Below are 26,788 nucleotides of genomic sequence, written 5' to 3'. Positions count from 1 at the left end.
ATTGTTAGCCGTTCGATTCGCCCCAATGACGGGAGCCGCAGATGTCGACGTTCCTGACCGCAGCACCCGAATCCGTGGCCACGGCCGCGGCCGACCTGAGTGGGATCGGGGAGGCGATCAGAACCGCGACGGCGGCGTGGGCGCCGTCGACGACGGGGATAGCGGCGGCGGCCGCCGATGAGGTGTCGGCGGCAATCGCGCGGCAATTCGGCAGCTATGCGCAGGAGTATCTGGCGCTGCAGGCCCGGGCGGCGGTGTTCGAGATGCAGTTCGCCCAGGCGTTGAGTGCGGGGGCGGGCAGCTATGCGGCCGCTGAGGCGGTGAACGGGCTTGGGCTGCTGCCCCCGGAGCTGCAGACCCTGAAGCAGGATCTGCTCGCCTCGGTCAATGTTCGCGTTCTCGCGCTGACCGGACGTCCGCTGATCGGCAACGGCGCCAACGGGGCGCCCGGGACCGGGGCCAATGGCGGGGCCGGGGGCTGGTTGATCGGCGACGGCGGGGCCGGTGGGTCCGGCACTGCCGGTAGCGGCGGCGGGGCCGGCGGCGCCGCGGGGCTGATCGGCACCGGCGGGGCCGGCGGGGCCGGGGGGGCCGGGGGCGGGGTCGGTGGTCGAGGCGGGGCCGGCGGGTTGTTGCTGGGCACCGGCGGGGCGGGTGGGACCGGCGGATTCGTGGCCAACGGGACCGGCGGGGGCGGTGGCGCCGGCGGAGCCGGTGGGTTGTTCGGCGCGGGCGGGGCCGGGGGGACCGGCGGGTTGGCCGGGATCGGGACCGGCGGCGGCGGTGGGACCGGCGGCACCGGCGGTCTGCTGGGCGGACTGGTCGGCGCGGGCGGCGGGGTCGGCGGCGTGGGCGGCGCCGGGGATGTCGGAGGCGCGGGCGGGATAGGCGGGGCCGGTGGCCTGCTCGCCGGTGCCGGCGGGCCCGGCGGCACCGGCGGCTTGGGCATCATTGGGGCCGGCGGGGCCGGCGGCGCCGGCGGCGCGGCCGGCCCGCTGTTCGGCAACGGCGGCGCCGGCGGAACGGGGGGTACCAGCTTTAACGGCGACGCCGGAGCCGGGGGGGCCGGCGGGCAGGCCGGATGGTTGGGCTCGGGCGGCGCGGGCGGGGCCGGAGGCAGCGCGTTCGGCGGGGGCGACGGCGGCCATGGCGGGGCGGGCGGGGCCGCGGGCCTGTTCGGTTTCGGCGGGACCGGCGGAGTAGGCGGGTTCGCCTCGGCCGGGGCCGGCGGGGCCGGCGGCGCCGGCGGGGCCGGGCCGTTGTTGATCGGCAACGGCGGCGCCGGCGGAGCCGGCGCCCAGGGCGCCCGCTGGCCGCCGGTGGGGCCGGCGGGGCCGGCGGGCGCGGGACGCTGCTCGGGCTGGGCGGCACCGGCGGGATCGGCGGTCTCGGTACGCCTGCCGGCGCCAACGGCGCCAGCGGCGCCAACGGGTTGCTGCTGCCCGCGGCGGCGTTGAACGTCATCAATGCGCCCAGTCTGGCCCTGACCGGGCGTCCGCTGATCGGCAACGGCGCCCCGGGCGCCGCGGGCAGCGGGGCCGCCGGTGCGCCCGGCGGGTGGCTGCTGGGCGACGGCGGGGCCGGCGGATCCGGCGCCAACAACATTCCCGGCGGGCCCGGCGGGACGGCCGCCCTGCTGGGCAGCGGCGGCGCCGGCGGCGCGGGTGGGTTCGGCGCGTCCGGTGTGGGCCGGGCCGGCGGCCAGGGCGGCAACGGCGGATTGTTCTTCGGGAACGGTGGTCCCGGCGGAGCCGGCGGAGTCGGCGCGCCGGCCGGACTCGACGCCGGCGGCGGAGGCGGCGGGGCCGGTGGAACCGGTGGACTGTTCGGCTCTGGCGGGGGCGGCGGTGCCGGCGGCATGGCCGGTCAGCTGGTCGCGGGTGTGCGCGCCGGCGCCGGCGGGGCCGGCGGGGCCGGCGGGGCGCTGAGCGGGCTGGTCGGCGGCGGCGGTGGGGGCGGCGGGGTGGGCGGAGTCGGGGACACCGGCGGGGCCGGTGGAGCCGGCGGAGCGGCCGGAATCAGTGCCTCGGTGCTCGGCGGCGGATCGGGCACCATCGGCGGCTCGCTGTTCGGTGCCGGTGGCGTCGGCGGTGACGGCGGCGCCGGCTTCGCCGGCGTGGGTGGGCCCGGCGGGACGGGCGGTGCCGGCGGTCAGCTGACCGGCACCGGCGGGTCGGGCGGGGCCGGCGGATCCAGCCAAGCCGGCGGCGGGGGCCTGGGCGGGGTCGGTGGTATCGCCGGCGCGCTGGGCGCCGGCGGCGCCGGCGGAGTCGGCGGAGCCGCGGGCGGCCTGGGCGGTCAGGGCGGCCTCGGCGGCAACGCCACCCTGCTGGGCTCTGGCGGCGCTGGCGGGGCCGGCGGATTCTCCGAAGCGAATACCGGCGGTGCTGGCGGCAACGGTGGGAGTGGCGGGTCGCTGCTCGGCAACGGCGGTCCCGGCGGGGCCGGCGCGGACGCCTCCCCCGGCTTCCGCGGCGGCAACGGCGGCCGTGGCGGCAACGCTCTGCTGATCGGCGACGGCGGCAACGGCGGCAACGGCGGCCACGCCCAGACCCTCGCGCTAATGGGTGGCCCCGGAACCGTAGGGACCGGCGGCTGGCTGCTAGGCCGCAACGGTATCCCCGGATTGCCGATGAGCCCGAACCTGCTCGTCAACCCCGGCTTCGAAATCGCCACCCCGTCCCCGACGGGCTACAGCGCGGTGACCATACCGGGCTGGATAATGTCGGGCACGCCCACGATCATCCCGAACGGAGCCCCTCGCCCCTTCCCGCCGCTGCTGACGCTGGACTGGCCGGACCTGCCCGGTTTCCTCGGTTACCCGAACAGCGCGCCCGACGGCGGGGGCAACAATTTCGCCGGCGGCGGCCCCGTGGCCACCTCCACCATCAGCCAACTCGTCGACCTCACCGCCGCAGCCGCCAGGATCAACACCGGCACCACCCCCTACACCCTCAGCGGACTGCTCGGCGGCTACATCCTCGACCCGTCCTCGACCTCGGTGCAGGTCACCTTCCTCAATGCCAATGGGGTCGCGCTGGGCACCGGATCGATCGGCACGGTGTCGCCGGTGGACCGTCTGGGAGTAACCGGGTTCCAGCTACGAGACGTCTCCGGGACGATCCCGGCGGGCACCACCTCGGCACTGGTGACCGCGACCTTCGCCGACCGCAACATCTTCCTGGACAACTACAACAACGCCTTCGCCGACAACGTGTCGTTCACTGTCGGCGACCCCAGCCTCGTCCCGGCGCCCCTGCTGGTCCCCACCTCCAACGTCGGCCAACTGGACCACGTCTTCCTGATCTACATGGAGAACAAAGGCGCTGCGGACATCCTCGGCAGCGTCAACGCCCCCTACTTCAACAGCCTGATCAACAGCTACGGATACGCCAACAACTACTTCGCCCTGGGCCACCCCAGCGACCCCAACTACATCCGGCTCATGGGCGGAACGGACTTCGGCATCATCACCAACCCGCCCCCGAACGTCATCAACGCACCCAGCCTCATGGAGGAAATGGATCTCGCGGGCATATCCTGGGCCGGCTACGCCCAAAGCATGCCCTTCCCGGGCGCCATCACGTCCTCCGGCGAGTACGCCGTCGACGCGTTGCCCTTCGCTTTTTGGAGCTACGTCTTCAACAACACTCCCGCCTACCAGCAGACGCACCTGCTTCCGCTGACGGAGTTGAGCGCCGATTTGACGAACCCGGCCACCACGCCGAGATTCTCGTGGATTGCCGCCAACGGGTCTTTCAACATGGAGGGTCCTGTCGAAACCCCCATTGAGATGGCCAGCTGGCTTGGCAGTCAGCTCACGACGCATCAGTACAACGTCGCGGCCGGCGACCAATTCCTCCAGCAAACTGTGACCACTATCACAAGCTCGACCACATGGAACACGCCAGGTGTCAGGAGCGCGCTCATCATCACGTTCGACGAGGACTTCAACAACCTGTCCCTGGGCATCGGCAACCAGGGCAACCTCATCTCGACGGTCGTCATCCCGAACGAGGCCGCCGTGACCCTCGGCGGCATGCAATCCGGCCCCTTCGTCACCAACTCCCACTACAACCACTACAGCCTGATGTCCACACTCGAATACGCCTTGAGCCCCGTGGCAGGAACTCCGTTTGCCACGCTGACCAACAACGACCGGTACGCCGTTCCGATGAACGATTTCTGGACGTAGCAGACGGCGCAAATACACCACGCGCCATGCCACCCGAGGTTTGCCCGCGCTCATCGCGGGTATCGTCCGCGTGTGTCAGGGCCATAGTCCGCCCATATCGATACGTCGTATCGGAGTGCCGTGCTCGCCGTCTTGCTTGCCCACGCGCTGGCCGCCGCAATAGCGCCGGTACTCGTGTACCGATGGGGTCGTCGCGCGTTCTACCCGCTGGCATCCGTACCCCTGATCTGTCTGGTGTGGGTCGTCGTGAACTGGCCGGCCAGCCACGCCGACGACCACACGCAAATCATCGATTGGGTGCCCGGCCTGTCGATGGACATCGCACTGCGATGGGATTCGCTGGCGGCGATCATGAGTGTGCTGGCGCTGGGGATCGGTGCGCTGGTGTTGTTCTACTGCGTCGAGTACTTCCGCCACCAAGACGGCCATCAAGAGAACCGGCTGCCCAGCTTCGCCGCCCAACTGGTCGCGTTCTCCGGCGCCATGTTCGGCTTGGTGGTCGCCGACAACATGCTGGTGCTCTACGTGTTCTGGGAACTGACCACCGTACTGTCGTTCCTGCTGATCGGCCACTACGCGGAACGCTTCGCCAGCCGGCGCGCCGCCACCCAGGCGCTGCTGGTGACCACCGCCGGCGGGCTCGCAATGCTGGCCGGCATCATCGGGCTGGGCCAGGCCGCCGGCAGCTATCTGCTGTCGGATGTGGTCGCGGCACCGCCGACGGGGGTGGCGGTCACCGTCAGCGTGCTACTCATCCTGGTCGGCGCGTTGAGTAAGTCGGCCATTGTGCCACTGCACTTCTGGCTGCCGGGCGCGATGGCCGCGCCCACACCGGTAAGCGCCTACTTGCATGCCGCGGCGATGGTCAAGGCCGGTGTGTATCTGATCGCGCGCCTGGCGCCAGGTTTCGCCGATTCTCCAGGCTGGCAACCGACCGCAGTGATTCTGGGTTTGCTGACGATGTTGACGGCCGGGTGGCGCGCTCTTCGCGAGTACGACCTCAAACTGTTGCTGGCCTACGGCACGGTCAGCTATCTGGGCCTGATCACCGTGCTCCTCGGCGCCGGAGGCCGGGATCTCGTACTGGCCGGGCTCACCGTGCTCTGCGCGCACGCGATGTTCAAAGCGGCGCTCTTCATGGTGGTCGGGATCATCGACCATGCCACCGGGACCCGGGACATCCGGCGGCTTGTGGGGCTCGGGCGACGCTGCCCGGCGCTGATGGCGATTGCCGTCGCTGCCGCCGCAAGCATGGCGGCCCTGCCACCGTTTCTCGGATTTGTCGCGAAGGAAGCCGCGTTCGCCACGCTGGCCGACAGCGAATCGCTCGGAAAGACCGCGCCGTGGGTGTTGGCCGGTGTGGTGATCGGATCGATCTTCTCGGTCGCCTACAGCCTGCGATTTCTGTGGGGCGCTTTCGCCGGGAAGGGCCGGTCGGCGCCCAGCACTCGAGTCGCCGAACTGCATCCGCCCACACCGACGTTCCAGGCGGCCCCGGCGGTGTTGGCAGCGGCGGGCCTCGGCGTCGGTTTGGCGCCTGTCCACCTGAGCCACCTCCTGGAAGGCTACGCGGACACGATCGCGTCGGACCGCCACGATTACCACCTGGAGCTGTGGCATCCGGGTTTGGCCCAAACGCTCTCGGCGCTGGTGCTGCTCGTCGGCACCGCGGCATTCCTCGGACGGGCCTGGTTGCGGCGCGCCGTGCTGCGCGAGCTTTCCGGTCACGACGCATCGGCCGACCGGGCCTACGACGCGGTGATCCGCGGGCTGGATGTCGCGGCGGTGCGGGTGACCGCGCTGACCCAGCGTGGCTCCATCCCGGCGACCCAAGCGGTGATCCTGTCCACCCTGGTGCTGCTGCCGGCGGGCGCGCTGTGGCTGGGCGCCCACACCCGCCCGGAGCTTCGGCTCTGGGATTCGCCCATTCAGGCGGTGGTCGTCGGGGTGATCTTGGCCGGCGCGCTCGGCGCCACCATGACCTGCAATCGGCTTGCCGCCGTGCTCATGGTCGGGGTCACCGGGTACGGCAGTGGCGTCCTGTTCGCCTTTCACGGCGCGCCCGACCTGGCGCTGACGCAGTTCCTGGTGGAAACGGTGACACTGGTGATATTCGTGCTGGTGCTACGGACGCTGCCGGCCGAGGTCGATGCTGCGGACGTGCGGCGGTTTCGGTTGCCTCGTGCACTGCTGGCACTGGCGGTGGGCGTCAGCGTGACCGTGCTCGCGGCGTTCGCGATGGCAGCGCGCACCGCCGCGCCGATCGGCTCCTTGCTGCCCGATGCCGCCTACTTCCGGGGGAACGGCGGCAACACCGTGAACGTGATTTTGGTCGATATCAGGGCCTGGGACACCCTCGGTGAAGTGTCGGTGTTGCTGGTGGCCGCGACAGGGGTCGCCTCCCTGGTGTTTCGGCACCGTCGTTACGGCTCGGCTCCGCGGGTCCCCCCTCCGCGAACTGCCGCCACTGGGCCGCCGCCCACGCCCACACGGCCCGCCACGCCGTATACCCCTGCCGTCAGCGACACCACCTGGCTGCGCGGCAGTGAGTTTCGCGACCCCGGCTCCCGATCTCTGGTACTCGAAGTCACGACGCGCATCATTTTCCCGCTCCTCATGCTCATGTCCGTGTTCTTCTTTTTCACCGGCCACAATGCCCCCGGGGGTGGCTTCGCCGGGGGGCTGGCCGCGGGATTGGCCCTGACGTTGCGCTACCTCGCCGGAGGTCGCTACGAACTCGGCGAAACGCTGCCACTGGATGCCGGCAAGATTCTGGGGGCCGGCCTCGCTCTATCCGCCGGAACCGCGGTGGCCTCGCTCGCGCTGGGGGCACCGGCGCTGTCGTCGGCGGTAGTGCAGTTCGATCTGCCCTTGGTAGGACACGTCAAGTTGGTGACAGCGCTGTTCTTCGACTTGGGCGTATATCTCATCGTGGTCGGCGTGGTGCTCGACGTGCTGCGCAGCCTGGGCGCACGGGTCGACGAAGAGCTTGCCGAATCGGTGCCCGAAGCGCAGGTGCGTGCGCCGTGACCACGTACGTCGTTTCTATGCTTGCGGTCGCCGGCCTCCTGGGCGCCGGCGTATACCTGCTGCTAGAGCGCAGCCTGACCCGGATGTTGTTGGGCCTGCTGCTGATCAGCAACGCGGTGAACCTGCTGATCGTCAATGCCGGCGGGCCACCAGGCAATCCGCCGGTGCGCGACCACGGCGGCGCTACCAAGCCGGCGACCGCCGATCCGTTAGCGCAGGCCATGGTGTTGACGGCGATCGTCATCACGATGGGTGCCGCGGCATTCGTGCTGGCGCTGGCCTACCGGTCATATCGCCTGACCACCGCGGAACGGGTGGGTGACGACTTAGAGGACGTCCGCGTCTCGCGGTTATCAGGGTCCGAAGCCGGTGCCGTGGACGAGGATGAGGATGCACCGGTGCCAATCTCCGGCAGCGACGACCCACATGAGCTCGACGCGATACCCCCGGAGGGCCGCAGTGGGCCTTGACCTCGGCTCCACCCTGACTCCGCTGCCCGTCCTGCTCCCCACCCTCGGCGCAGCGGCCACGTTGATCGCGGGACGACGGCCGCGGATACAGCGCGGGATTGCGCTGACCGTCCTTGCAGCGCTGGTCGCAGTCTGCGCGGCCCTGCTCTACCTCGTCGACAAAAACGGAACACTGGCCCTCGCCGTCGGCGGCTGGGGCCCGACCGGCGCCGGGCTGGGACCATTGGGCATCATGCTGGTGGTCGATCGACTATCCGCGCTGATGCTGGTGGTGTCCTCGATCGTGTTGGTGACCGTTGTCGTCTACGCGATCGGCCAGGGCATCCGCGACGGCGACGAGCACCACCCGATCTCGATTTTCCTCCCCACCTATCTGACGCTGGCCGCGGGCGTCTGCATGGCGTTTCTGGCCGGCGACTTGTTCAACCTCTTCGTCGGATTCGAGGTGCTGCTGAACGCCAGTTTTGTGCTCTTGACCATCGGGGCCACCGCTGACCGGGTGCGTGCCGGCATCGGCTACGTCATGGTCTCGATGCTGTCGTCACTGATCTTCTTGTCCGGCATCGCACTCGTCTACGCTGCCACCGGAACCCTCAACATGGCTGAACTGGCCGTGCGGTTCGACGGAATCAGCTCCGGTACGCGCAGCGCGGTGTTCGCGGTGCTGCTCGTCGCATTCGGAATCAAGGCCGCGGTCTTTCCGCTTTCGGCCTGGTTGCCCGACTCCTACCCCACCGCGCCTGCCCCCGTCACCGCGGTATTCGCCGGAATCCTGACCAAAATCGGTATCTACTCGATCATCCGGGCACACGCACTGCTACTCCCTGGCTCTGGATTGGACCATGTGCTGCTGGTGGCGGCGCTGCTGACCATGCTCGTCGGCATCTTCGGCGCCATCGCCCAGAGTGACATCAAACGTCTGCTGTCATTCACGCTGGTTAGCCACATCGGCTTCATGATGTTCGGGGTCGCGCTGAGCAACCAGCCTGGCATGTCCGGTGCCATCTATTACGTCGCGCACCACATCATCGTGCAAACCACACTCTTCCTGGTGTTGGGGCTCATCGAACGGCAGGCCGGCACGTCGGCGCTGGGTCGCCTCGGCGGTCTGACCGCCACCCCGCTGCTGGCGTTCGCGTTCCTCGTGCCCGCATTGAATCTTGGTGGCATTCCGCCGTTCTCGGGTTTCATCGGCAAAGTGGCGCTGCTGCAGGCCGGCGTGTTGAACGGTTCGGTGCTGGCCTGGACCCTGGTCGCCGGGGGCGTGCTCACCAGTTTGCTGACTTTGCTGGTAGTGGCCCGAGTGTGGACCAAGGCATTCTGGCGACCCCGCGCCGAGGCGCCCGGTGCTGATTTGGTGAGCGCCAGCCCGGCGGCGTTGCTGGGTGACGCGGACGACGTGGCCCTCAGCCAGCGCGACGACGTGGGCAAGATGCCTGTCGGTATGGTCGGCCCCACCCTCGCCCTGGTTGCGGTGGGATTGACGCTGACCGTTGCGGCCGGACCTATCGTCGACTACAGCCAACGGGCAGCCACGGAAGTCCTCGACCGGAGCCGCTACATCACCGCGGTTCTGTCCGGGGCCGACGCACACCATGACGAGGCAGGTGGCCAATGAGCGCGGCCAACCCGACGCGGACGGTCGTGCGCCGGGTGACGGTACTGGTCACACTGGCGGCGGTCTGGACGTTGCTGTGGGGGGATTATTCGCCGGGCACCGCGCTCGTCGGGTTGATGGTGGCCACGGTCATCGTCACCGTGCTGCCATTACCGAAAGTTCCGATCCAGGGCCGGGTGCACGTGGTCTCGCTGCTTCGACTCATCACGCGCGTCGCGTGGTTTCTGCTGGTCTCCAGCGTTCAGGTCTCCTGGTTGGCGATCAGACCGGGCTCGTTGCCGCTTTCGGCTGTGCTTCGCGTGCAGCTCGCAGTGAAGTCCGATCTGGTGCTGGTGTTCGCCTCCAACATCCTGTCGATGATGCCCGGGTCGTTGGTGCTGGAGATCGACCAAACGCGCCGAGTGCTCTTCTGCCACGTGATCAATGCCGGATCTGCGCGCGCTATGGAGACGTTCCGGCACCAGGTCACCGAGTTGGAACGGCTACTGCTCGCCGCCTTCGAACGCGATGCCGATTGGCGACCGCGGCGAATCGAGGGGAATCCATGACCATGGTCTCGGCAACCTCATTGGTCGCCGCGGTGATGCTGGGGATCGCAGCCGTACTCACTACCGTCCGCCTCCTGGCGGGCCCCAGCACGTTGGACCGCCTGGTCGCGCTGGATACCCTGATCGCGGTCACGATGTGCGCTATCGCGATCTGGGCGGCGGTGAGCCTGGACATCACGGTGGCCTTCAGCCTCGCTGCCCTTGCGCTGATCAGTTTCATCGGGTCGGTGAGCGTGGCTCGCTTCAGGGTGCGCGAGGTCCAGCGGAACCGGCGGAGACGCCGATGAATATCCTCGACACCGCCTCGGCCGCATTGCAATTGTCCGGTTCAGCACTGGCGCTGACCGCGGCCATCGGGGTCGTCCGGTTCAAAGACACCTTGTCGCGGATGCACTCCGCGACCAAACCTCAAGTGATCGGCCTGATCTTGGTCCTGACGGGTGCAACTGTCCGGCTACGCCATGATTCCGACGTCGGTGTGCTCATCTTGACCGGATCGTTCACGATCATCACCGCACCCGTCATCGCGCATCGCGTTGGGCGCTTGGCATACCACGAGCAGGACCTGCGGGACCTGCTGACGACTGACCAGCTGAAGTCAGATGTTCCCGATGAGCGAGAAGACGGCTGATTGACCAGCCCGTCACTCCGAGCGCTGAAACTTCACCACCGCGGCAACCGAGTGACGGCCTCGAGCAACGCCGCCAGCCGACTCCCGGACGTGACGCCGACGGTCACACTGTTCTAACCCGTTTAAGCTGACCCGCATCGGGTATCGCTGGCCGATGCCCGAGGCGCCCGGCGTCAACCGGTTACACCGCTGGCGTAGTCCGCTGCGTGGCCCCTGGCTGACGTCGGTGCGTGGACTGGTCTGGAGACCAGAAGGCCCCTGGTGGAAATCGATGGCGGCGTGGTTCGCCGCGGCAATCATCTTCCACGACCTGGTGTTGTTCCCGCTGTACGCCCTTGCCGATCGAATCCTGGGTGCCGGCACCGTATGTCGGCGCGCTCCGTGGTTGCGCAACTACCTGCGGGTTCCCGCGCTCGGGTCCGGCCTGCTGTTCCTCATCTTCCTGCCGGGCATCATCAAGCAGGGCTCGGCGACATATTTCGAGGACACCGGGCTCAGCCAGACACCGTTCCTGGGCCGGTGGTTGATGCTGGCGGCGGTGATGTTCATGGCCAGCGCTGTTGCCTGCGCCGCTCACCACGTTCACCTGCATATCAACGAAGGCGACAAGCCGTGACGACAACCCAGACGCACGACGTCAGCACGGCCAGGCGTTGGTCGATGCTGATGGTGTCACAGGGAGCGACGCTGTCGGCCAACGTCTTCATCAACGGGGTCGCGTTCCTGATACCCACCCTGGCCGATCGGGGCAACACCCTGGTCCAGGGTGCTCTGCTGGCGTCGATGCCGAGTGTCGGCATGATGCTGACTCTGATCGGCTGGGGTCACGTCCTGGACCGCCGCGGCGAGCGGTTCGTGCTGTCGGTGGGTCTGGGCCTGACCGCGGCGGCGGGCTTCGCCGCCGCGACGGTGCACTCGATGCTGCTGATCGGCGCCTTTCTAGTGCTCGGCGGCATGGCCGCCGCGAGCTGCATCACCGCCAGCGGCAGGCTGGTCACCGGATGGTTTCCCGAGCCGCAACGGGCGCTGGCCATGGGAATCCGGCAGACCGCGCAACCGTTGGGAATAGCCGTAGCCGCCTTGGCGATCCCCGCTCTGGCCAACCACAACATCTCAACCGCTCTGGTGTTCCCCGCCGGCCTGTGCGCGCTCGCGGCGGCGGTCAGTTTACTGGGCATCCACGATCCGCCACGGGAGGAACGCAGCGACGTCGACATGCACGAACTGGTCGACCTCTACCGGGGAACGTCGTTGTGGCGCATCCATTTCGCTTCCGCGCTGCTGATGGTGCCCCAACCGGTGGTGCTGACGTTCATGCTGGTCTGGTTCACCGCCGAATACCGACTGTCGGCGGCTTGGGCCGGAGTGCTGGTCGGTGGCTCGCAACTCCTGGGCGCGCTGTTCCGGATCGCGGCCGGGCGGTGGGCGGACCGCATCGGCTCACGGATGCGGCCGGTCCGCATCATCGCGGCGGTCACCACCGCGGTGATGCTGGTGCTGGCGTTCACCAACCTTCTGCACTGGAGCGCCGCCATCCCTGTCATGGTCATCGCGTCGGCCATCACCGGTGACAACGGGCTGCCGTTCACGAAAATCCCGGAGATCGCCGGGCCGTACTGGAGCGGCTGGGCGCTGGGCAAGCAGAACACCTTCGAGCGCCTGGTGGTGGCCGTCGCGCCCCCCGTCTTCGCCCAGCTGATCATGGTCGCGGGCTACCCGTTGGCGTTCGCGGTATCCGGGTTGTTCCCGCTGGCCGCGCTGCCGTTGGTGCCCGTGCAGCCACGGCCGACCGATCACTCCGACAGCTGAAACTCCACCACTGCTTCGACGGAGTCGACGGCCTCGAGCAACGCCGCCAACCGGTCTGCGGCGGATGCGGCCGACAACACCGCGTACCGGTCGGCCGGCCCCATCGGAATGCGAGATGCCAATGCGTACAGCAGCTTTGGTACGTCGGCGGCGCGGTCCCCGTAGTCGAAGATCTCGTCGCGACTGGGCAGTTCAACGCGCTGCACGTCGGCGATCCGCTCGAACAGCGCCCACACCCGGTCCTCGACGTCGAGGAATTCGGCGGTGGTCACCGGCGGTCCCGGCTCGTCGGGCCACACCCGCACCAGGGCCCGCGGGTACGGATCGTCCGGCAGCCACCGCACCACCTTGATGCGTTCACCCATCCGGCAATGCAGCGCGTAGCGGCCACCGCCTGCGTCTAAGTAGTCGGTGATCGTGGCGAGGGTGCCGACTTCCGAGCGCGCTTCACCGCCACCGACCTCGCGGCCACGGGAGATCAGCACGACGCCGAAGCGAGGATCGGGGCTGTCCAGGCAATCCCGGACGAGTGCGGTGTAACGGGGCTCGAAGATGCGCAGCGGCAGATCGTCCTCCGGCAACAACGCAGATTCGAGTGGGAACATCGCTACGTCAAACGCTTCCATTCGCCTCGTCCCCTCTCTCCCCATAACTATGCAGCACCGCGCGGGCGGCGGCCGCGACATCAGCCTCAAGCCAGTCGGGCAACGGGTCGTCGTGAGCGTGGCGCCTGACGACGGCGTAGGGCAGATCGGAGACGGCGCGGTACACCGCGTCCAGCGCGCGTGGCTCGTCGCTGCCGTAGAGCCCGTCCGCCAACTCGCGAATCTGTTGCCTCAGCGGAGCGTTCATGGCGCTCAGCGTCTCCCGGAAGTCCGCGTCCGTGCGGCTGTCGACCAGGTCGCTTGGCCGGATGGTCAACAACAGCCGCGCGTCGTCGGGTAGCTCTCGGGCGAAGCCGATGGCGGCCACGGCCATGGCCGTGGCCCGCTCCAACGCGGTGTCGCCGGCAGCGGCAAGCGCACGCTGCTGAAAACGGTCCAGCGCCCGCAGCCAGGCAGCGATCACCACACCGTCCCGGTTGCCGAAACGGTGGTACAACGTGCCGGCCGGGGCGCCACTGGCCCTGGCTATCGCCGCGACGCTGGCCGCCCGCGGGCCTGCCCTGAGCACCAGTGCCCGGGTCGCATCCAAGATGATGTCGGTTTCGTGCTTCCGCGGCGGCGCCATGATCTAGTATGGTCCTTCTATATGAAACGATTGCCCTATATCGATGAGCATGCTATCTCAGTCCATGCCTCGGCCGCGCAAACCTGGGCGGCGCTGCTGGCCAAGACCTTTCGCGACCCCGCTGACCCCAGCACGGTTCCGTTCGGCTTCGCCCTCGAGGAGGCCACTCCCCCGCGCCGGCTCGCACTCAAGGGTCGCCACCCGTTCGCGGCCTACCGCCTGGTGTATGAACTGGACCCCGCGCCTGATGGGATTCGGTTGCGCGCGCTGACGTTCGCGACGTTCCCCGGTCTGCGCGGAAAGGTGTACCGCGCGCTGGTCATCGGTACCGGAGGACACCGGATTGTGGTGCGCCACCTGCTCAGGCGTGTCGCCGGCGCGGTCCGGCCGGCGGCCGGAGCGCTCTCCTAGATATCCAGCTCGGCCACGAGCGCGTCGACAACCGAACGTAGGTCGCCGTCGTGCTCCTCGGCCACCCGCCGCTGCCGTTGGTAGGACCCGCCGCGGCGCGGGATGTCGGCCACCGCCGCCAGTTCGTCAGAACACTTGAGCGACTTGGCGATCGGCTCCAGCCGGTTCAGCACGTCGTCGAGGTCCTCGGTGACCAGCCGCTCGTTGCTGTCGGCATCCAGGATGATTACCGCGTCCAATCCGTACCGGGCCGCCCGCCACTTGTTCTCCTGCACATGCCAGGGCGGCATCGTCGGCAGCGGCTGGTCGGCCTCCAGGCGACGGTCCAGGTCGACGATCAGACAGTGGGTCAACGCGACCAGCGCGCCCAGCTCCCGCAGGTTGGACACGCCGTCGCAGATTCGCACCTCGAGCGTGCCCAGATGCGGGGAAGGCCTGATGTCCCAACGGACTTCGTCGACGTGGTCGATGATGCCGGTCTTCTTCTGGTCGTAGACGAAGCCTTCGAACTCCGACCATTTCTGGAATTGGAACGGCAACCCGGCGGTGGGCAACTGCTGGAACATCATCGACCGGTTGCTCGCATACCCGGTGTCCTCGCCGCCCCACCACGGCGAGGACGCCGACAATGCCAGCAGGTGCGGGTAATGGTTGAGCAGTGACGACATGATGGGCATGACCTTGTTGGCCGACGAGATCCCGACATGCACATGCACACCCCAGATCAGCATCTGCCGGCCCCACCACTGCGTGCGTTTGATCAGCTCGGCGTACCGCGGCGCGTCGGTGAGCTTCTGGTTGGACCACTGCGCGAACGGGTGGGTGCCGGCGCAGAACAACTCCATGCCGCGGTCACGCACGATGCGACGGGCAGGGCCGAGGGTGTCACGCAGGTCGGCTATCGCCTCGGCTGCGTTCTCGCAGATGCCACTGACCACTTCGACCGTGTTGCGTAGCAATTCCTTGTGCACCCGCGGGTTTTCGCCGATCTCGGCGATCACCGCGGTGGCCTCGTTGCTCAGGTCCCGGGTCTGCGCGTCGACGAGCGCGAACTCCCACTCCACCCCGACCGTCGGCCGCGGCGAGCGGGCGAAGTCGATGTGACTCCGCGTCCTGCTGGACGGCACGACCCCCGGACCGTTAGCCGAACCCTTACCCGGATCCAATGACACCGCACGCCACCCGCTTGCCGGCGTCACCGGTTGTCATCGTCGTCTCGTCGGGTCCCGGTGTCCCGTCGTTCTGCTTGTAACGGTCCGCTGGAATGTTGGCGAAGTTGTCCGCGCCGGCGTGGATGATGATCGCGGTCTTGGCGCCGGAGGTCAGGTCGTCCATGGTGAAGGCATCCGTCGTCGTCACCAGCGTCCCGGAGCCGTCCTTGCGCACCTGCAACGGCGGCAGGTCACCGCTGGAGTGGCCGGCAGGGCCACCAGGCAGCTGGAGATGCCCACCGGCGGACAGGAAGTCGCCGGGCGCGCCACCGTTCGGGGCGACGGAGTTGGGTTCACACTTGCCCACCTTGTGCAGGTGCATGCCGTGGAACCCGGGCGAGAGCACCCCGGTGCCGCTCGTCGCAACCGTCACGGTGGCGTAGCCATTGGCGAACTCGAACTTCGCCGTCGCCACCTGCACGCCGTCCGGGCCCTTGAGGACGGTCATCAACATCTGCGCCGACGCGCCTGCCTGAGGACTCGGGTTCGCCTCCTGATGCCCGGAGGTGGCAGGCGCCGGGGATCCCGTCCATACCGACGGGGTGGTGCCCGGAGTGGTCGTGGCGTGCTGGGGCGACGAGCAGGCGCCCACCAGTGCGACGCAAGCGGCGGCCGAAAGGGCTGACAAAGCAGTGGCTGCAGGCTTAGGCATAGCGGAGAGCCTAGCGTGAGGACGATGCGGGTCGTAACGACCCGCTGAGGAGTCAGGCAATTCGGACCTAGCTTGGCGGCAGCGAGAACTCAGCGTCAACCCATCACCAGAACGATGACACCGGGCGGTTGGTCGGAAAGTGCCGAGATCCGCTTCTCCACCGGCGCTCCGAGCTTCTTGCCCACCGCCTCCGCGGTAGCCTTCTCGCCCTCGTCGCCGTAGTACACGGTGGTGGCCGAGACCTCGGAAACCGCCAGGTTGGTCACCTCGGTCACCTTGAAACCGGCCCCCTTGAGCTCATCGGCCGTGGACTTGGCGATGCCCTCCTTCGAGGAGATGTTGTACACCCGAACCTCGACCTCGTTCGCGGCGGCGGGCTTGGCGCTGGTCGAGGAGGCCGGTGTCGAGGGGGCCGACACCGTGGTGACCGGTGCCGCGTCATCGTCGGACTTTCCGGAAGAGTCCAGAGCCTGCCAGCCGAGCAACAGGAAGATGACGCCCAGAAACAACAGCACCATCACCATGGCACGCAGGGGAAGCCCGGAAGAGTCGGGCACGCGCTCGTTCATCGAGCCCACTGTAGCCGGGGGGCGCTCAGGTCACCTCGAAGCCGAGCCGACGGGCGGCGCGGGCCTTCTGACGGCTGGCACGCAGCCGCCGCAGGCGCTTCACCAGCATCGGGTCGGCCGCCAACGCCTCCGGCCGGTCGACGAGCGCGTTGAGCACTTGGTAATACCGCGTCGCCGACATCGAGAACAGCTCCTTGATGGCGTCTTCCTTCACGCCGGCGAACTTCCACCACTGCCGTTCGAAGGCCAGGATGTCGTGTTCGCGCCGGGTCAGCCCATCGGCGACCTCGGCGTCGTCCCCCGATCGATTTGCCCGCGCCATGGCGCTGTCCATATCGCTTCCCCTGGACCCTTCCGGCGAAAACTCGATTGACTCGAATGACCTGACCTACATCGGGGGCATTCTCCGGCGATTATTGAAACACGCCGGCATCTGCCGGGCCGGAAACCAGACCCGCGAGTCGGCCGAGTTGCTTTGGAACACGCCGCCTCAGCGGGCGGCAGGATGCCTGGCAGAGGCCCTTGGTGGCCCAGCCTCCGTCGGATTGGTCACACTTGGCGCGCGGCCCGTTCCGGGCCGACCCGGGGACACGCCTTAAGCTAGCCGACCATGGCCGTCGTACCCATCCGCATCGTGGGCGATCCCGTCTTGCACACCCCGACGACGCCGATACCGGTCGGCTCCGACGGATCGCTCCCGGCCGATCTGCCCGAGTTGATCAAGACCATGTACGACACCATGGACGCCGCCCACGGCGTGGGTCTGGCCGCCAACCAGATCGGGTACGGGCTGCGGGTCTTCGTTTACGACTGTTCCGACGACCGCGGGCTGACCAACCGCCGCCGCGGGGTCGTCGTCAACCCGGTGCTGGAGACCTCCGAGATTCCCGAGACCATGCCGTCGGCCGGCCACGACGACGACGAGGGATGCCTGTCGGTTCCGGGTGAATCCTTCCCCACCGGACGCGCCGACTGGGCCCGGGTCACCGGCCTGGACGGCGACGGAAAGCCGGTCTCCATCGAAGGCACCGGCCTGTTCGCCCGCATGCTGCAACACGAGACCGGGCACCTGGACGGATTTCTCTACGTCGACTGCCTGATCGGCCGGCATGCCCGGGCCGCGAAGCGGGCCATCAAGTCGCACGGGTGGGGCGTTCCCGGCCTGTCCTGGCTGCCGGGTGAGGGTCCCGACCCGTTCGGCCACTGATGGTCTCGTGGCCGGCCCTCGGCACGCGGGTGACGCTGCGCTACCGCCGACCGCCCGGGTCCGTCCCGCCACTGACGGACGCGGTGGGCCACCTGCTGGCCATCGACCCGGCAGTCCGGGTGCAGACGAGATCCGGCGTGGTGGTCGAGGTGGCTCCCCAGGACGTGACGGCAGTGCGTGTCCTGACCCACGCGCCGGTGCGCACCGCAGACATCCGCAGGCTCGAGCGTGCCGCCGCGGCCGACGCACCCGGCGCCGAGCAACTCTGGCTTTGCGGCTGGCTGCTGCGCGCCCACGGCCCCACTTTGGCGTCTAATTCCGCTGTCCCGCTAGATATTTCGGCACAAGCCAGTACCATCCCGGCGATTTTCGACTGGTACACCGAGCGCGGACTACAACCGCGGTTGGCCCTCCCGGACCGCCTGCTGTCGCCGCCGGCCGGCCTGGAATGCGAACGGGTCGAACAGATGCTGGTGCGCGGGACAGCGGCAGCGACCCCGGCGTACGTGTGTGTCCCTGACACCGACTCGACGGCCGCGGCGGAGGAACTGGGCTTCCGGCTGCACCACCGCCGCCGTTACTTCCACCGCCCCGACTCTCGATAGGACACACCCCATGCCCGAGCTGCTGCGGCTGGCGACCTGGAACGTCAACTCGATCCGAACCCGCCTGGACCGTGTCGTCGACTGGCTCGATCGGGCCGAGGTCGACGTGCTGGCCATGCAGGAAACCAAGTGCTCGGACACCCAGTTCCCCGCGCTGCCACTGATCGAACGCGGTTACGAGGTGGCACATCTCGGATTCAACCAATGGAACGGCGTGGCGATCGCGTCCCGCGTCGGCCTCGAAGACGTGCAGTACGGATTCGAAGGCCAACCGACGTGGAGCGGCAAGCCCGACATCGCAGCTGGCCGAGCTGCCGCGTCCGAGGCACGTGCCGTGGGCGCCACCTGCGCCGGTGTGCGGGTGTGGAGCCTGTACGTGCCCAATGGTCGCGCACTCGACGATCCGCACTACACCTACAAGCTCGATTGGCTTGCCGCGCTTCGCAATACAGCCGAGGGGTGGTTGCGCGCGGATCCGTCGGCGCCGATCGCCCTGGTCGGGGACTGGAACATTGCGCCCACCGACGAGGACGTGTGGAGCACCGAGTTCTTCGCGGGCTGCACCCACGTCTCCGAACCGGAACGACGGGCGTTCAACGCGATCGTCGACGCCCAATTCACGGACGTGGTAAGGCCTTTCGCTCCGGGGCCCGGGGTGTACACCTACTGGGACTACACCCAGCTGCGCTTCCCCAAGCGACAGGGCATGCGGATCGACTTCATCCTCGGCTCACCGGCGTTGGCCGCCCGGGTGGTGGACGCGCAGATCGTCCGGGAGGAACGCAAAGGCAAGGCGCCCAGCGATCACGCGCCTGTGCTGGTCGATCTGCGGACCACCTAGGAATCACTGGTCATGTGAGCGGCATGGGGGTATACAAAAGCAGGAGAAACCTAGGCCAGGAGTCATCATGGGTGTCGTTGATCGCACAGTGCGGGGTATGGGTCGAACGGTGAGTCGCGCTGCGACAGCGACAACGTCCGCCGCCGGGGCCGTCGGTGGGGCGGCCGTCAACGGAATTGTGGGCGGCGTCAAGGGCGCCGCCGAGGGCATTCAACAGGGGCTCAGCACCGGCAGCAGGTCCACACCCGCGGCAGCCCTGGCCATCGGCGCGATAGGCGCGGCGGGTCTGGTGGAATGGCCGATCCTGTTGGCCGTCGGCGGCGGCGCACTGTTGCTGCGCAAGCTGAACCACCCACCGGAGGCGCCGGTGCAGGCCGTGCAGCCGGTCAAAGCCAAGCTCGCGCCGGTGCCCGACGAACCGCCGGCCAAGAAAGCTCCCGCCAAGGCGGCGGCGAAGAAGGCCGCGGGTCGGCGGGCCGGCGCCGGCGACCTGCGCAGCACGAACTGACGAGGCGTCGATTCAGCTGATCAACCGGTTGCGCGGCGGCACTCCGCCGGAGCCGGGCCGGACGCGACCAGCCGTGAATTCCGCCGCTCCGTCGTCACAACCTCCAGCACGCCGACGCGCCACAACAGCGCATAAAGTTCGGTTAGCGGCCCCCTCAGCAACACGGCGAACGACGCCGCTAACGGGTCGGTCGGGTGTTCTGTCGTCGTCATATCTTCGACGGTGACCGCACCAACCGGCAGGACGGCAAATCCGACGTTACCGAAAGGCAAATGATGGCGGAAAAGAAAGAACGCCGACAGACCCCACAACGGGAGGCGGTCGACAAGATTCGGGCTGGACACACCTTCTCGGTGAACCTGCCCATCGTGGGAAAGGTGACCGTTCCCCCACCCGAGCATCTGGCCTATTACGGCGGACTGGCAGCCCTGGCGGCGCTGGAGCTGATCGACTGGCCGGTCGCGTTGGTGATCAGCGCGGGACACGTGCTGGCCAGCAATCATCACAGCCAGATCCTGGAGGAGATCGGCGAGGCGCTCGAGGAAGTCGACTAGGAATCGTCGGCGCGGTCGAAGCGCAGCGTCACCCGGGTTCCGCTCGGGGTGCGTACGGTGTCGACCTTGTCGGCCAGGCCGCTGATCAGGGTGAGGCCGCGGCCCCGCCGTCGACTGCGTCGGCTGGCCGACGAATCGCCGACCCAACGACCGGAATCGCTGACGCTGATCCACACCGCATCGGGGCGCAGGAACGCCTCGATCGAGACCGTCTTATGCGCCTCGCAGCTGCTGCCGTGCTCGATCGCGTTGGTAACGGCTTCGCTCACCGCCAGCAGAATGTCCTCCGCCCGGCCCGCGGCCGTCGCGGCCAGCCACTCGCGCAGCTCTTTACGTGCGGCGGGAACATGGTCGGAGGTGGCCGGCACGACCCTGGCGAAACTGCGCTCACCCGCGTGGCAGGGACGCACCGCCAGCACCACCACGTCGTCGCGGTAACCGCCCGGGGGAGTCATCCGGCGCAGCAATTCGGCGCACACGGATTCGACGGGAAGGCCAGCGCACTCGACGGCAGCAGCCTTGAGCCTGTCGAAGCCCTCGTCAAGACTCTCTCCGGCCCGTTCGATCAGGCCGTCGGTGTAGAGCAGAGCCAGGCTGCCCGGCGGCAGCTCAGCGGTCGCGGCCAGTACGCCCTCATCGGCTGCTCCGGTCGCCACCGGCGGCCGGCGGCCCCCCCGGAGGTAAACCGGCCCCTGCTCCGGTAGCACCAGCAACGGATAAGGGTGCCCCGCGCAGAGATAGCTGATGCGGGCCGGTGTTACGCCGGTGTCGATGGCCGCATAGGCGACGGTCGCGCAGCGTGCACCGGCCACGGTCAGCGCATATCGGTCCAGGGCGCCCAGCACGCTGGCCGGATCGGAGGCCGTCAACGCCGAGACCGTGACCGCGGCGCGCAACCTGCTCATCACGATCGCCGCAGGTAGGCCGTGGCCCACCACGTCGCCCACCGACACGCCGATTCGGTCGGGGCGATCGAGCCCGGTCGCCGAGAACCAGTCACCACCGACCCGCATCACCTCGCCCGCCGGCTGATAGACGGCAGCGACCACCGCCGCGGTCGCCCCACGATCCAGGTCCAGCAGGTGTTCCTGGAAGTCGACGGCGACGCGGTGCTCACGCGCGGCCAACCGGATCCGGTCCACCGCCGCCGCAGTGATGTCGGCGGTTCGGGCGAACAACTCGAGTTCGGCGTCGGCGAAGCGGCGTGTCTGGGGCCACAGCAGCGTGAGCACACCCATCACCCGACCGTTGCCGCCCCGCAGGGGGTACGCCACACAGGCCCGGACGCTGCTTGCCGTGTCGTGCACGGCGTGGGCGTAGCGTGCGGGCAGGGCGAGCGTGTCGGGCACGACCATCGGCTGTCCGGTCGCGATGACGTCGACGCCCACCAAAGGGCTGTCCAGTCTGGCCACGTGGTAGCGGTCGCGCAGTTCTGATGGCAGGGCCCCGGCGAATTCGAACTGGACGTGGTCCTCACCGTCGACGACGACGCCGACCGCTGCGGCGGCGGCATCGCCGCTGGCGAACGCAGAACGCAGCACGGTGTCCAGGAGGCCCGCTATCGAGTCCGCCCCCCGGACCGCGGCGTCCAGCGCCAGCAGACCGGCGGCCTGCTCGGCGAGCTGGCGCGCCACCGGGTGCGCGACATCAGTCGCGGCGGCCAGGACGGCACTGACCGCCCCGTCGCTGCCGAGCACCGGATTGACCGCGAACGTGACGTCGCGCTGTTTCGAACCACTGACCGGCGGAAGCATCAATCCGTGCGACCAGGTCGCGACCCCGGTCGACAGGACACCGGTGAGGATGGGTTCGATCTGATCCCAGCTGTCCCACCACAGCTCGCGGGCCGAGCGGCCGAGCGCGCCCGCGTCGTCGTGCCCCAGGAGGGAGAGGTAGGCGTCGTTGTGCCAGACGAACAGCTCCGGTGCCCGCAGGAACACGATCGTGGGTGATCGTGACGTGAGCGTGCCGGCCACCGTCGTTCGTATCTCGGCCGCCCATTGCCGCGGCGGCCCCAGCGGATGGACCGCCCAGTCGAAATCGGCGAAACGCCGCCCCATCTCGCCACCGAGCTTGACCGCTGTCGTGAGGTCAGCCGGTAGCGGAGAGAAGTTCATCGCTGCAACGCGTCAGACACTGTCGGGTAGATCGCGAAGATGCGGTCCAGCTCGGTCACCCTGATCGGCTGTAAGACCTGTGGGTGGTCGGCGACCAGTCGGACCACCGTTCCGACGGCCCGGCCGGACTCATGGCAGTCGAGCACCGCGTTCAACCCCGCGCTGCCGAAGAAGTTGACCGCCTGCAGGTCGACGACCACCAGACGCTTCGGGTGCGTGGTGGCAACATCGAGCGCGGCGGTCAGGTGATCGCGCAGGTGGTCCGCGGTGCTGGAGTCCACGTCGCCCTTCACCTGCACGACTACCGCCTCCTCGCCCGACTCATGGCCGACGTCCAGCAAATCCATCGCTTACCCGCCTAAATGTGTGAGATTTCGGCCGGTGGCGAAGGTGCGGATGCCCGAATCCGCAACCCTTCCCGTCCAGATAAGTGCAGCTTAACGCTGCCTCAATGCTCCGATTCCGCTGGGATGCGCTCGTGCACGGTCAGCAGCAGGTGGTCGAACTGGCTCTGCGCGACGGCGGGCGGTTGGTCCAGGGTCGTGATCTCGTCCAGCAACTGCTTGGCCAGCTCGCGCAGCTTGGTGTTGGTCTCCTGCGACCGCCACTGCAGCACCCGAAATGCCTGGTCGGAGCTCACCCGATACACGTACATCAGCACACCCTTGGCCTGCTCGATCGCCGCCCGGTTCTCGAACAAGTCCGGCAGGGCGTCATCGAGCACTTCCTGGCGTGCCTCATCGAAACTGTTGGTGAGGTCGATGTAATGGCCGGCGGTGCCCAGTACGGTGCCGTTCTCGTCGAGCATTCGGTCGGCCACCACGATCGCGTCGTGCACGGTGCCCCCGGTGTCGATGAACCGGTGCCGGCTCGAGAACGGCTCCCCGGACTGTAGCGCGTAATCCAGCAGATCCTGCACGTGTGCACGGTCATCCGGATGCTTGTGGGACATCAGCAGGCTGGTCGTGGGCTTTACCGAACCCGGCTCATAGCCGTGCATCCGGGCGATCTCGTCCGACCATTCCCAGCGTTGTCCTAGGAACCAGAAGCGGAAGCTGCCGACGTTCAGATAGGGCCGGGCTCCGGCCGGCAGCACGGGACTGGCCGACTGCTCACGACCATCGATCTGCACCTTGGCATCATCCCATTTCGCCGCGACGCCAGCCACTTCGCCTTCCGGCTACGGGCCACTTTCAGTCAGCTGACCAGGGCGTTCAATAACTATGCAGTAACTGCGCAACACCTGCCGGAGACCGTGAGCGCATGTCGTATGTGATCGCAACAGCCGAACTGGTGGAAGCGGCGGCCACCGACCTGGCGAACGTTGCTACCACCATCAGCAGTGCCGACGCGGCCGCCTCGGCCGGCACCAGGACGCTGCTGGCGGCCGGAGCCGACGAGATATCGGTGGCCATTGCCGCCCTCTTCGACACCCATGCGCAGGCCTACCAGGCCGTCAGCGCCCGAGCGGCGGCGTTCCACGCCGAGTTCGTGCAGGCCCTCAACGCCGGTGCCGGTGCCTATGCCAGTGCCGAAGCCGCCAACGTCGGCCAGGTCGTCCTCGACGCGATCAATGCGCCCACCCGGATGCTGTTCGGGCGGCCGCTGATCGGTGACGGCAGGAATGCGACAACACCGGGCGGCGGCGGTGAAGCGGGTGGCCTGCTGTTCGGCAACGGCGGTGACGGCGCGGCGGCAGTGCCCGGCCAGATGGGCGGTGCGGGTGGCAGCGGCGGGTTGATCGGCAACGGTGGCGCAGGCGGCACCGGCGGCGCCCGCGCCCCGGGCGGGCCCGGTGGTCTCGGAGGACTTCTGTTCGGCAACGGCGGCCCGGGCGGCACCGGCGGTCCGGGCATAACAGGGGCTACGGTCGCCACCGGCGGCTACGGCGGCACCGGCGGCGGTGCCGGCCTGTTCGGAAACGGTGGCGCCGGCGGGGCGGGCGGGGTCTGCGGCGTCGACTCCCTGGGCGGCAGCGGAGGCGCTGGCGGCCACGGCGGGTGGGGCGGCCTGCTCTACGGCAACGGCGGAGCCGGGGGCACCGGTGGGGCGGGCGCAGCCGGCGGGGCCGGTCAAGCGGCTGGACAGGGCGGCTCCGGCGGCGTCGGCGGAGCCACACTGCTCTTCGGCAACGGCGGCGCCGGTGGGGCCGGCGGAGCCGGTGGCAGCGGCGTGATCGACGGGGGCACCGGCGGAAGCGGTGGCGACGCCGGCAGTGCCGGATTCCTCTTCGGCGATGGCGGGGCCGGCGGCGCCGGCGGCGCCGGCGGACTCGGGACCGCCGGTACCGGCGGCAGCGGTGGGCACGGCGGCAACGGTGGGTTGAGCGGGCAGATCGGAAACGGCGGCGTGGGTGGCACCGGCGGCAACGGCACGCTCGCCACCGCCGCGCAGCGCAGCGGCGGGATCGGCGGCGCCGGCGGCTACGGCGGCGACGCGAAGCTGTTCGGCAACGGCGGCCTGGGCGGTGCCGGCGGGTTCGGCGGCGACGGCAGCCCGTTCGGCGGCGTCGGCGGGGACGGCGGCGACGGCGGCAACGGCGGGCACAGCGGACTGCTGGGCAACGGAGGTGCCGGCGGCACGGGCAGAGCCGCCGGCAAGGGTGTCTTTGGCGGCGTCGGTGGCGACGGTGGCGAGGGCGGCGACGCCATCGGCCTGATCGGCACCGGCGGCAACGGCGGTCTCGGCGGCGCCGGCGGCGCCACCTTCGCTCCGGGCTCAGGGCAACCCGGACCCGACGGCCGGAGCGGCAACGGCGGCAACAAAGGACTGCTGTTCGGTACCCCCGGAGGCGTCGGCTGACCACCGTGTCGTCGGCGCCGGCATCTCCTGGGCTCGTATCGGCTGCGTCGGCCAATCCGGCGACGGTGGGTTCCGGCGCGAACGGAGGTATACCGGCTAGTTCGGCGCCGCCCTGATGGGCCTACCCGAGGCGTACCGAACCGGATGACGCGAAAGCACCAGGTCCGCTCGGCACCGGCGATACCCTTGGCTTGCGCGACGCGCGCCACGGTAACCGGCCGCGATCAGGCTGTCCGGGACATGGAGGCGTGGGATGTCGCTTGTGATCACAACCCCGGCGGTAGTGGCCGCGGCGGCAAGCGATCTGGCCGGCATCGGTTCGGCGGTCGGCATCGCCAGCGCGATGGCCGCAGCCCCGACGACGGGGTTACTGGCCGCCGGCGCCGATGAGATCTCAGCCGCGGTCGCCGTAATGTTCGGCGCGCATGCCCCGCAATATCAGGCGCTCAGCGCCCAGGCGGCGGCGTTCAATGACCAGTTCATGCGGGTACTGAATGCGGCAGCCGGCGCCTACGCCAGCGCCGAGGCGACAAACGTCCAGCAAGTCGCCCTCGCCACCATCAACGCGCCGACTCAGGCGATCTTCGGCCGCCCGCTCATCGGCGACGGCAGCAACGCAGCGACGCCTGGTGCTAGTGGCGGGGCCGGCGGAATCCTGTTCGGCAACGGCGGTAACGGCGCACCGGGTGCGGCGGGCCAGGCCGGCGGCGCCGGGGGGCCGCCGGCCTGATCGGCAACGGCGGTACCGGTGGGACCGGAGGCACCGGCGCGCGAGGTGGTAACGGCGGCACCGGCGGATGGCTGTTCGGCACCGGTGGCACCGGCGGCACCGGTGGCACCGGCGGCACCGGTGGGACGGGCGCGCCCAATAGTGCAATCGACGGTCTCGGGGCCCCGGGTGGCGACGGCGGCAGCGGCGGTACGGCCGGACTCTGGGGCAATGGCGGGACGGGCGGAGCTGGTGGCGTGGGCGGATTTCTAGACGTGAACCGCACCGTAGGCGGGACCGGCGGGACCGGCGGATCCGGCGGGGCCGGCGGCCTGCTCTACGGCAACGGCGGGGTTGGCGGATCCGGTGGTGTCGGCGGGGCCGACACCGGAAGTCCCACCGGGATTGGCGGAGATGGTGGCCTCGGCGGCGCCGGAGGCGCGGCCAGACTGATCGGCGCCGGCGGCGCCGGCGGAATCGGGGGCGCAACTGACGGCGCTACCGGGCTCGGGGGGGCCGGTGGGCAGGGCGGGCATGGGGGCGGCGGGGGGTTCCTCTATGGCGATGGTGGAGCGGGTGGGGCCGGCGGCACTGGCGGCGTCGGCAGCCTGTCGCTCGGCGGGTGGGGTGGTGATGGCGGCAGCGCCTCACTGATCGGGGCCGGCGGAATGGGCGGGGCCGGCGGCAGTGCCGACAGTTCAAGTGCCAATGGCGGTTTCGGCGCGCGCGGCGGTAAGGACGATACCGGAGGCCAGCTGTACGGCAGTGGCGGAGCGGGCGGGGCCGGTGGAAACGGAACAGCTACCTCCGACCAGAACGGCGGAGGCGGCGGCGCCGGCGGTCACGGCGGTTTCGCCGGGTTGATCGGCAATGGCGGAGCCGTGTTCGGCGACGGCGGGGTAGGCGGCGCCGGTCAGGCCGGCGGGGCCGGCTCCGGAGGTGGCCCCGGCGGGTCCGGCACCCCCGACGGCGACGACGGTGACGGCGGCAAGGGCGGTACCCGCGGACTGCTGTTCGGCACTACCGGCGCTGCCGGTCCGCCCGGCTGACCCCGCGCCCCTGCCGGTTGAC

25 protein-coding genes and 3 pseudogenes are annotated in these 26,788 nt (G+C 69.3%); 18 read left to right on the top strand and 10 right to left on the bottom strand.

Annotated elements, in window-relative coordinates:
* Nucleotides 1–41: 41 nt before the first annotated feature.
* The 10 genes and pseudogenes from JX552_RS04245 to JX552_RS04200 all read left to right on the top strand — a co-directional run.
* Nucleotides 42–2,629 (top strand): annotated as a pseudogene (locus JX552_RS04245) (PE family protein); the annotation flags it as partial.
* 3 nt (nucleotides 2,630–2,632) lie between these two features.
* Nucleotides 2,633–4,195 carry an alkaline phosphatase family protein gene (locus JX552_RS33635; protein WP_346779307.1) on the top strand — a complete coding sequence of 521 codons (1,563 nt, stop codon included), beginning with the start codon at nucleotides 2,633–2,635 and terminating at the stop codon, nucleotides 4,193–4,195.
* A 120-nt stretch (nucleotides 4,196–4,315) separates the two neighbouring features.
* Complete coding sequence (locus JX552_RS04235) at nucleotides 4,316–7,225, top strand: Na+/H+ antiporter subunit A (RefSeq protein ID WP_205876238.1); 2,910 nt, start codon at nucleotides 4,316–4,318, stop codon at nucleotides 7,223–7,225.
* Nucleotides 7,222–7,695, top strand: a complete 474-nt coding sequence (locus JX552_RS04230; protein ID WP_205876237.1) for a Na(+)/H(+) antiporter subunit C — start codon at nucleotides 7,222–7,224, stop codon at nucleotides 7,693–7,695. The genes JX552_RS04235 and JX552_RS04230 overlap by 4 nt, the downstream gene beginning before the upstream one ends.
* Entirely contained in the window at nucleotides 7,685–9,313 is a 1,629-nt protein-coding gene (locus tag JX552_RS04225; RefSeq protein ID WP_241010879.1) for a Na+/H+ antiporter subunit D, read from the top strand. The genes JX552_RS04230 and JX552_RS04225 overlap by 11 nt, the downstream gene beginning before the upstream one ends.
* Nucleotides 9,310–9,861 carry a Na+/H+ antiporter subunit E gene (locus JX552_RS04220; RefSeq protein WP_205876235.1) on the top strand — a complete coding sequence of 184 codons (552 nt, stop codon included), beginning with the start codon at nucleotides 9,310–9,312 and terminating at the stop codon, nucleotides 9,859–9,861. The genes JX552_RS04225 and JX552_RS04220 overlap by 4 nt, the downstream gene beginning before the upstream one ends.
* Nucleotides 9,858–10,148, top strand: a complete 291-nt coding sequence (locus JX552_RS04215) for a monovalent cation/H+ antiporter complex subunit F (RefSeq protein ID WP_205876234.1) — start codon at nucleotides 9,858–9,860, stop codon at nucleotides 10,146–10,148. The genes JX552_RS04220 and JX552_RS04215 overlap by 4 nt, the downstream gene beginning before the upstream one ends.
* Nucleotides 10,145–10,492, top strand: a complete 348-nt coding sequence (locus JX552_RS04210) for a monovalent cation/H(+) antiporter subunit G (RefSeq protein WP_205876233.1) — start codon at nucleotides 10,145–10,147, stop codon at nucleotides 10,490–10,492. Before JX552_RS04215 ends, JX552_RS04210 begins: the two co-directional genes overlap by 4 nt.
* Nucleotides 10,493–10,646: 154 nt before the next feature.
* Complete coding sequence (locus JX552_RS04205; protein ID WP_205876232.1) at nucleotides 10,647–11,108, top strand: hypothetical protein; 462 nt, start codon at nucleotides 10,647–10,649, stop codon at nucleotides 11,106–11,108.
* A 44-nt stretch (nucleotides 11,109–11,152) separates the two neighbouring features.
* Nucleotides 11,153–12,301 carry an MFS transporter gene (locus tag JX552_RS04200; RefSeq protein WP_205878216.1) on the top strand — a complete coding sequence of 383 codons (1,149 nt, stop codon included), beginning with the start codon at nucleotides 11,153–11,155 and terminating at the stop codon, nucleotides 12,299–12,301.
* Here JX552_RS04200 and JX552_RS04195 read toward each other — a convergent pair.
* Nucleotides 12,286–12,927 carry an LON peptidase substrate-binding domain-containing protein gene (locus JX552_RS04195; RefSeq protein ID WP_205876231.1) on the bottom strand — a complete coding sequence of 214 codons (642 nt, stop codon included), beginning with the start codon at nucleotides 12,925–12,927 and terminating at the stop codon, nucleotides 12,286–12,288. The genes JX552_RS04200 and JX552_RS04195 overlap by 16 nt on opposite strands.
* A complete protein-coding gene (locus JX552_RS04190; RefSeq protein WP_205876230.1) occupies nucleotides 12,914–13,531 on the bottom strand; it encodes a TetR/AcrR family transcriptional regulator in 618 nt (205 codons plus the stop codon). Before JX552_RS04190 ends, JX552_RS04195 begins: the two co-directional genes overlap by 14 nt.
* 21 nt (nucleotides 13,532–13,552) lie before the next feature.
* Here JX552_RS04190 and JX552_RS04185 point away from each other — a divergent pair, with 21 nt between their 5' ends.
* A complete protein-coding gene (locus tag JX552_RS04185) occupies nucleotides 13,553–13,942 on the top strand; it encodes a hypothetical protein (protein WP_205876229.1) in 390 nt (129 codons plus the stop codon).
* On the opposite strand, the gene JX552_RS04180 is transcribed toward JX552_RS04185, so the two are convergent.
* The 4 genes from JX552_RS04180 to napA all read right to left on the bottom strand — a co-directional run bounded on the left by JX552_RS04180 (nucleotide 13,939) and on the right by napA (nucleotide 16,708).
* Entirely contained in the window at nucleotides 13,939–15,069 is a 1,131-nt protein-coding gene (locus JX552_RS04180) for a glutamate--cysteine ligase (protein WP_205878214.1), read from the bottom strand. The two genes, JX552_RS04185 and JX552_RS04180, sit on opposite strands and share 4 nt — an antisense overlap.
* 25 nt (nucleotides 15,070–15,094) lie before the next feature.
* Nucleotides 15,095–15,805: a superoxide dismutase[Cu-Zn] gene (gene sodC / locus JX552_RS04175; RefSeq protein ID WP_205876228.1), complete on the bottom strand. Its 711-nt coding sequence runs from the start codon at nucleotides 15,803–15,805 to the stop codon at nucleotides 15,095–15,097.
* A 95-nt stretch (nucleotides 15,806–15,900) separates the two neighbouring features.
* A complete protein-coding gene (locus JX552_RS04170) occupies nucleotides 15,901–16,374 on the bottom strand; it encodes a LytR C-terminal domain-containing protein (protein WP_205876227.1) in 474 nt (157 codons plus the stop codon).
* A gap of 25 nt (nucleotides 16,375–16,399) precedes the next feature.
* Nucleotides 16,400–16,708 carry a nucleoid-associated protein NapA gene (gene napA / locus JX552_RS04165; protein ID WP_205876226.1) on the bottom strand — a complete coding sequence of 103 codons (309 nt, stop codon included), beginning with the start codon at nucleotides 16,706–16,708 and terminating at the stop codon, nucleotides 16,400–16,402.
* A gap of 276 nt (nucleotides 16,709–16,984) precedes the next feature.
* Here napA and JX552_RS04160 point away from each other — a divergent pair, with 276 nt between their 5' ends.
* The 4 genes and pseudogenes from JX552_RS04160 (at nucleotide 16,985) to JX552_RS04145 (ending at nucleotide 19,535) form a co-directional block, all read left to right on the top strand.
* On the top strand, nucleotides 16,985–17,581 hold the full coding sequence (locus tag JX552_RS04160) for a peptide deformylase (RefSeq protein ID WP_205876225.1): 597 nt from the start codon (nucleotides 16,985–16,987) through the stop codon (nucleotides 17,579–17,581).
* Nucleotides 17,581–18,156 (top strand): annotated as a pseudogene (locus JX552_RS04155) (GNAT family N-acetyltransferase, cg3035/Rv0428c family); the annotation flags it as partial. The gene JX552_RS04160 and the pseudogene JX552_RS04155, both read left to right, overlap by 1 nt.
* 52 nt (nucleotides 18,157–18,208) lie before the next feature.
* Nucleotides 18,209–19,027 (top strand): exodeoxyribonuclease III, encoded by an 819-nt coding sequence (locus tag JX552_RS04150; protein WP_205878212.1) that lies wholly within the window; start codon nucleotides 18,209–18,211, stop codon nucleotides 19,025–19,027.
* 67 nt (nucleotides 19,028–19,094) lie between these two features.
* The gene (locus JX552_RS04145; RefSeq protein ID WP_205876223.1) at nucleotides 19,095–19,535 is read left to right on the top strand and encodes a hypothetical protein; all 441 of its coding nucleotides are present in this window, start codon (nucleotides 19,095–19,097) and stop codon (nucleotides 19,533–19,535) included.
* Between the two features lie 20 nt (nucleotides 19,536–19,555).
* Here JX552_RS04145 and JX552_RS04140 read toward each other — a convergent pair whose 3' ends face one another.
* Nucleotides 19,556–19,846, bottom strand: coding sequence for an Rv1535 domain-containing protein (locus JX552_RS04140; RefSeq protein WP_241010878.1), 291 nt, complete (start codon nucleotides 19,844–19,846; stop codon nucleotides 19,556–19,558).
* Here JX552_RS04140 and JX552_RS04135 point away from each other — a divergent pair.
* Nucleotides 19,808–20,089, top strand: a complete 282-nt coding sequence (locus JX552_RS04135; RefSeq protein ID WP_241010877.1) for a hypothetical protein — start codon at nucleotides 19,808–19,810, stop codon at nucleotides 20,087–20,089. The two genes, JX552_RS04140 and JX552_RS04135, sit on opposite strands and share 39 nt — an antisense overlap.
* Here the strand turns inward: JX552_RS04135 and JX552_RS04130 are convergent.
* From JX552_RS04130 to JX552_RS04120, 3 genes are all read right to left on the bottom strand, one after another.
* Entirely contained in the window at nucleotides 20,086–22,206 is a 2,121-nt protein-coding gene (locus JX552_RS04130) for a SpoIIE family protein phosphatase (protein WP_241010876.1), read from the bottom strand. The two genes, JX552_RS04135 and JX552_RS04130, sit on opposite strands and share 4 nt — an antisense overlap.
* A complete protein-coding gene (locus tag JX552_RS04125) occupies nucleotides 22,203–22,553 on the bottom strand; it encodes an STAS domain-containing protein (RefSeq protein ID WP_205876221.1) in 351 nt (116 codons plus the stop codon). The genes JX552_RS04130 and JX552_RS04125 overlap by 4 nt, the downstream gene beginning before the upstream one ends.
* Nucleotides 22,554–22,654: 101 nt before the next feature.
* Entirely contained in the window at nucleotides 22,655–23,332 is a 678-nt protein-coding gene (locus JX552_RS04120) for a PAS and ANTAR domain-containing protein (RefSeq protein WP_205878205.1), read from the bottom strand.
* 137 nt (nucleotides 23,333–23,469) lie between these two features.
* Here JX552_RS04120 and JX552_RS04115 point away from each other — a divergent pair, with 137 nt between their 5' ends.
* Both JX552_RS04115 and JX552_RS33165 read left to right on the top strand, forming a co-directional pair.
* Nucleotides 23,470–25,008, top strand: a complete 1,539-nt coding sequence (locus JX552_RS04115; protein ID WP_205876220.1) for a PE family protein — start codon at nucleotides 23,470–23,472, stop codon at nucleotides 25,006–25,008.
* A gap of 253 nt (nucleotides 25,009–25,261) precedes the next feature.
* Nucleotides 25,262–26,766: pseudogene (locus JX552_RS33165) on the top strand (PE family protein).
* Nucleotides 26,767–26,788 lie beyond the last annotated feature (22 nt).

It is taken from the genome of Mycobacterium gordonae (assembly GCF_017086405.1).
Taxonomy (GTDB): domain Bacteria; phylum Actinomycetota; class Actinomycetes; order Mycobacteriales; family Mycobacteriaceae; genus Mycobacterium; species Mycobacterium gordonae_D.
Note: the sequence above shows the minus strand (reverse complement) of the source record. Positions and strands in the feature narration are given on the sequence as shown.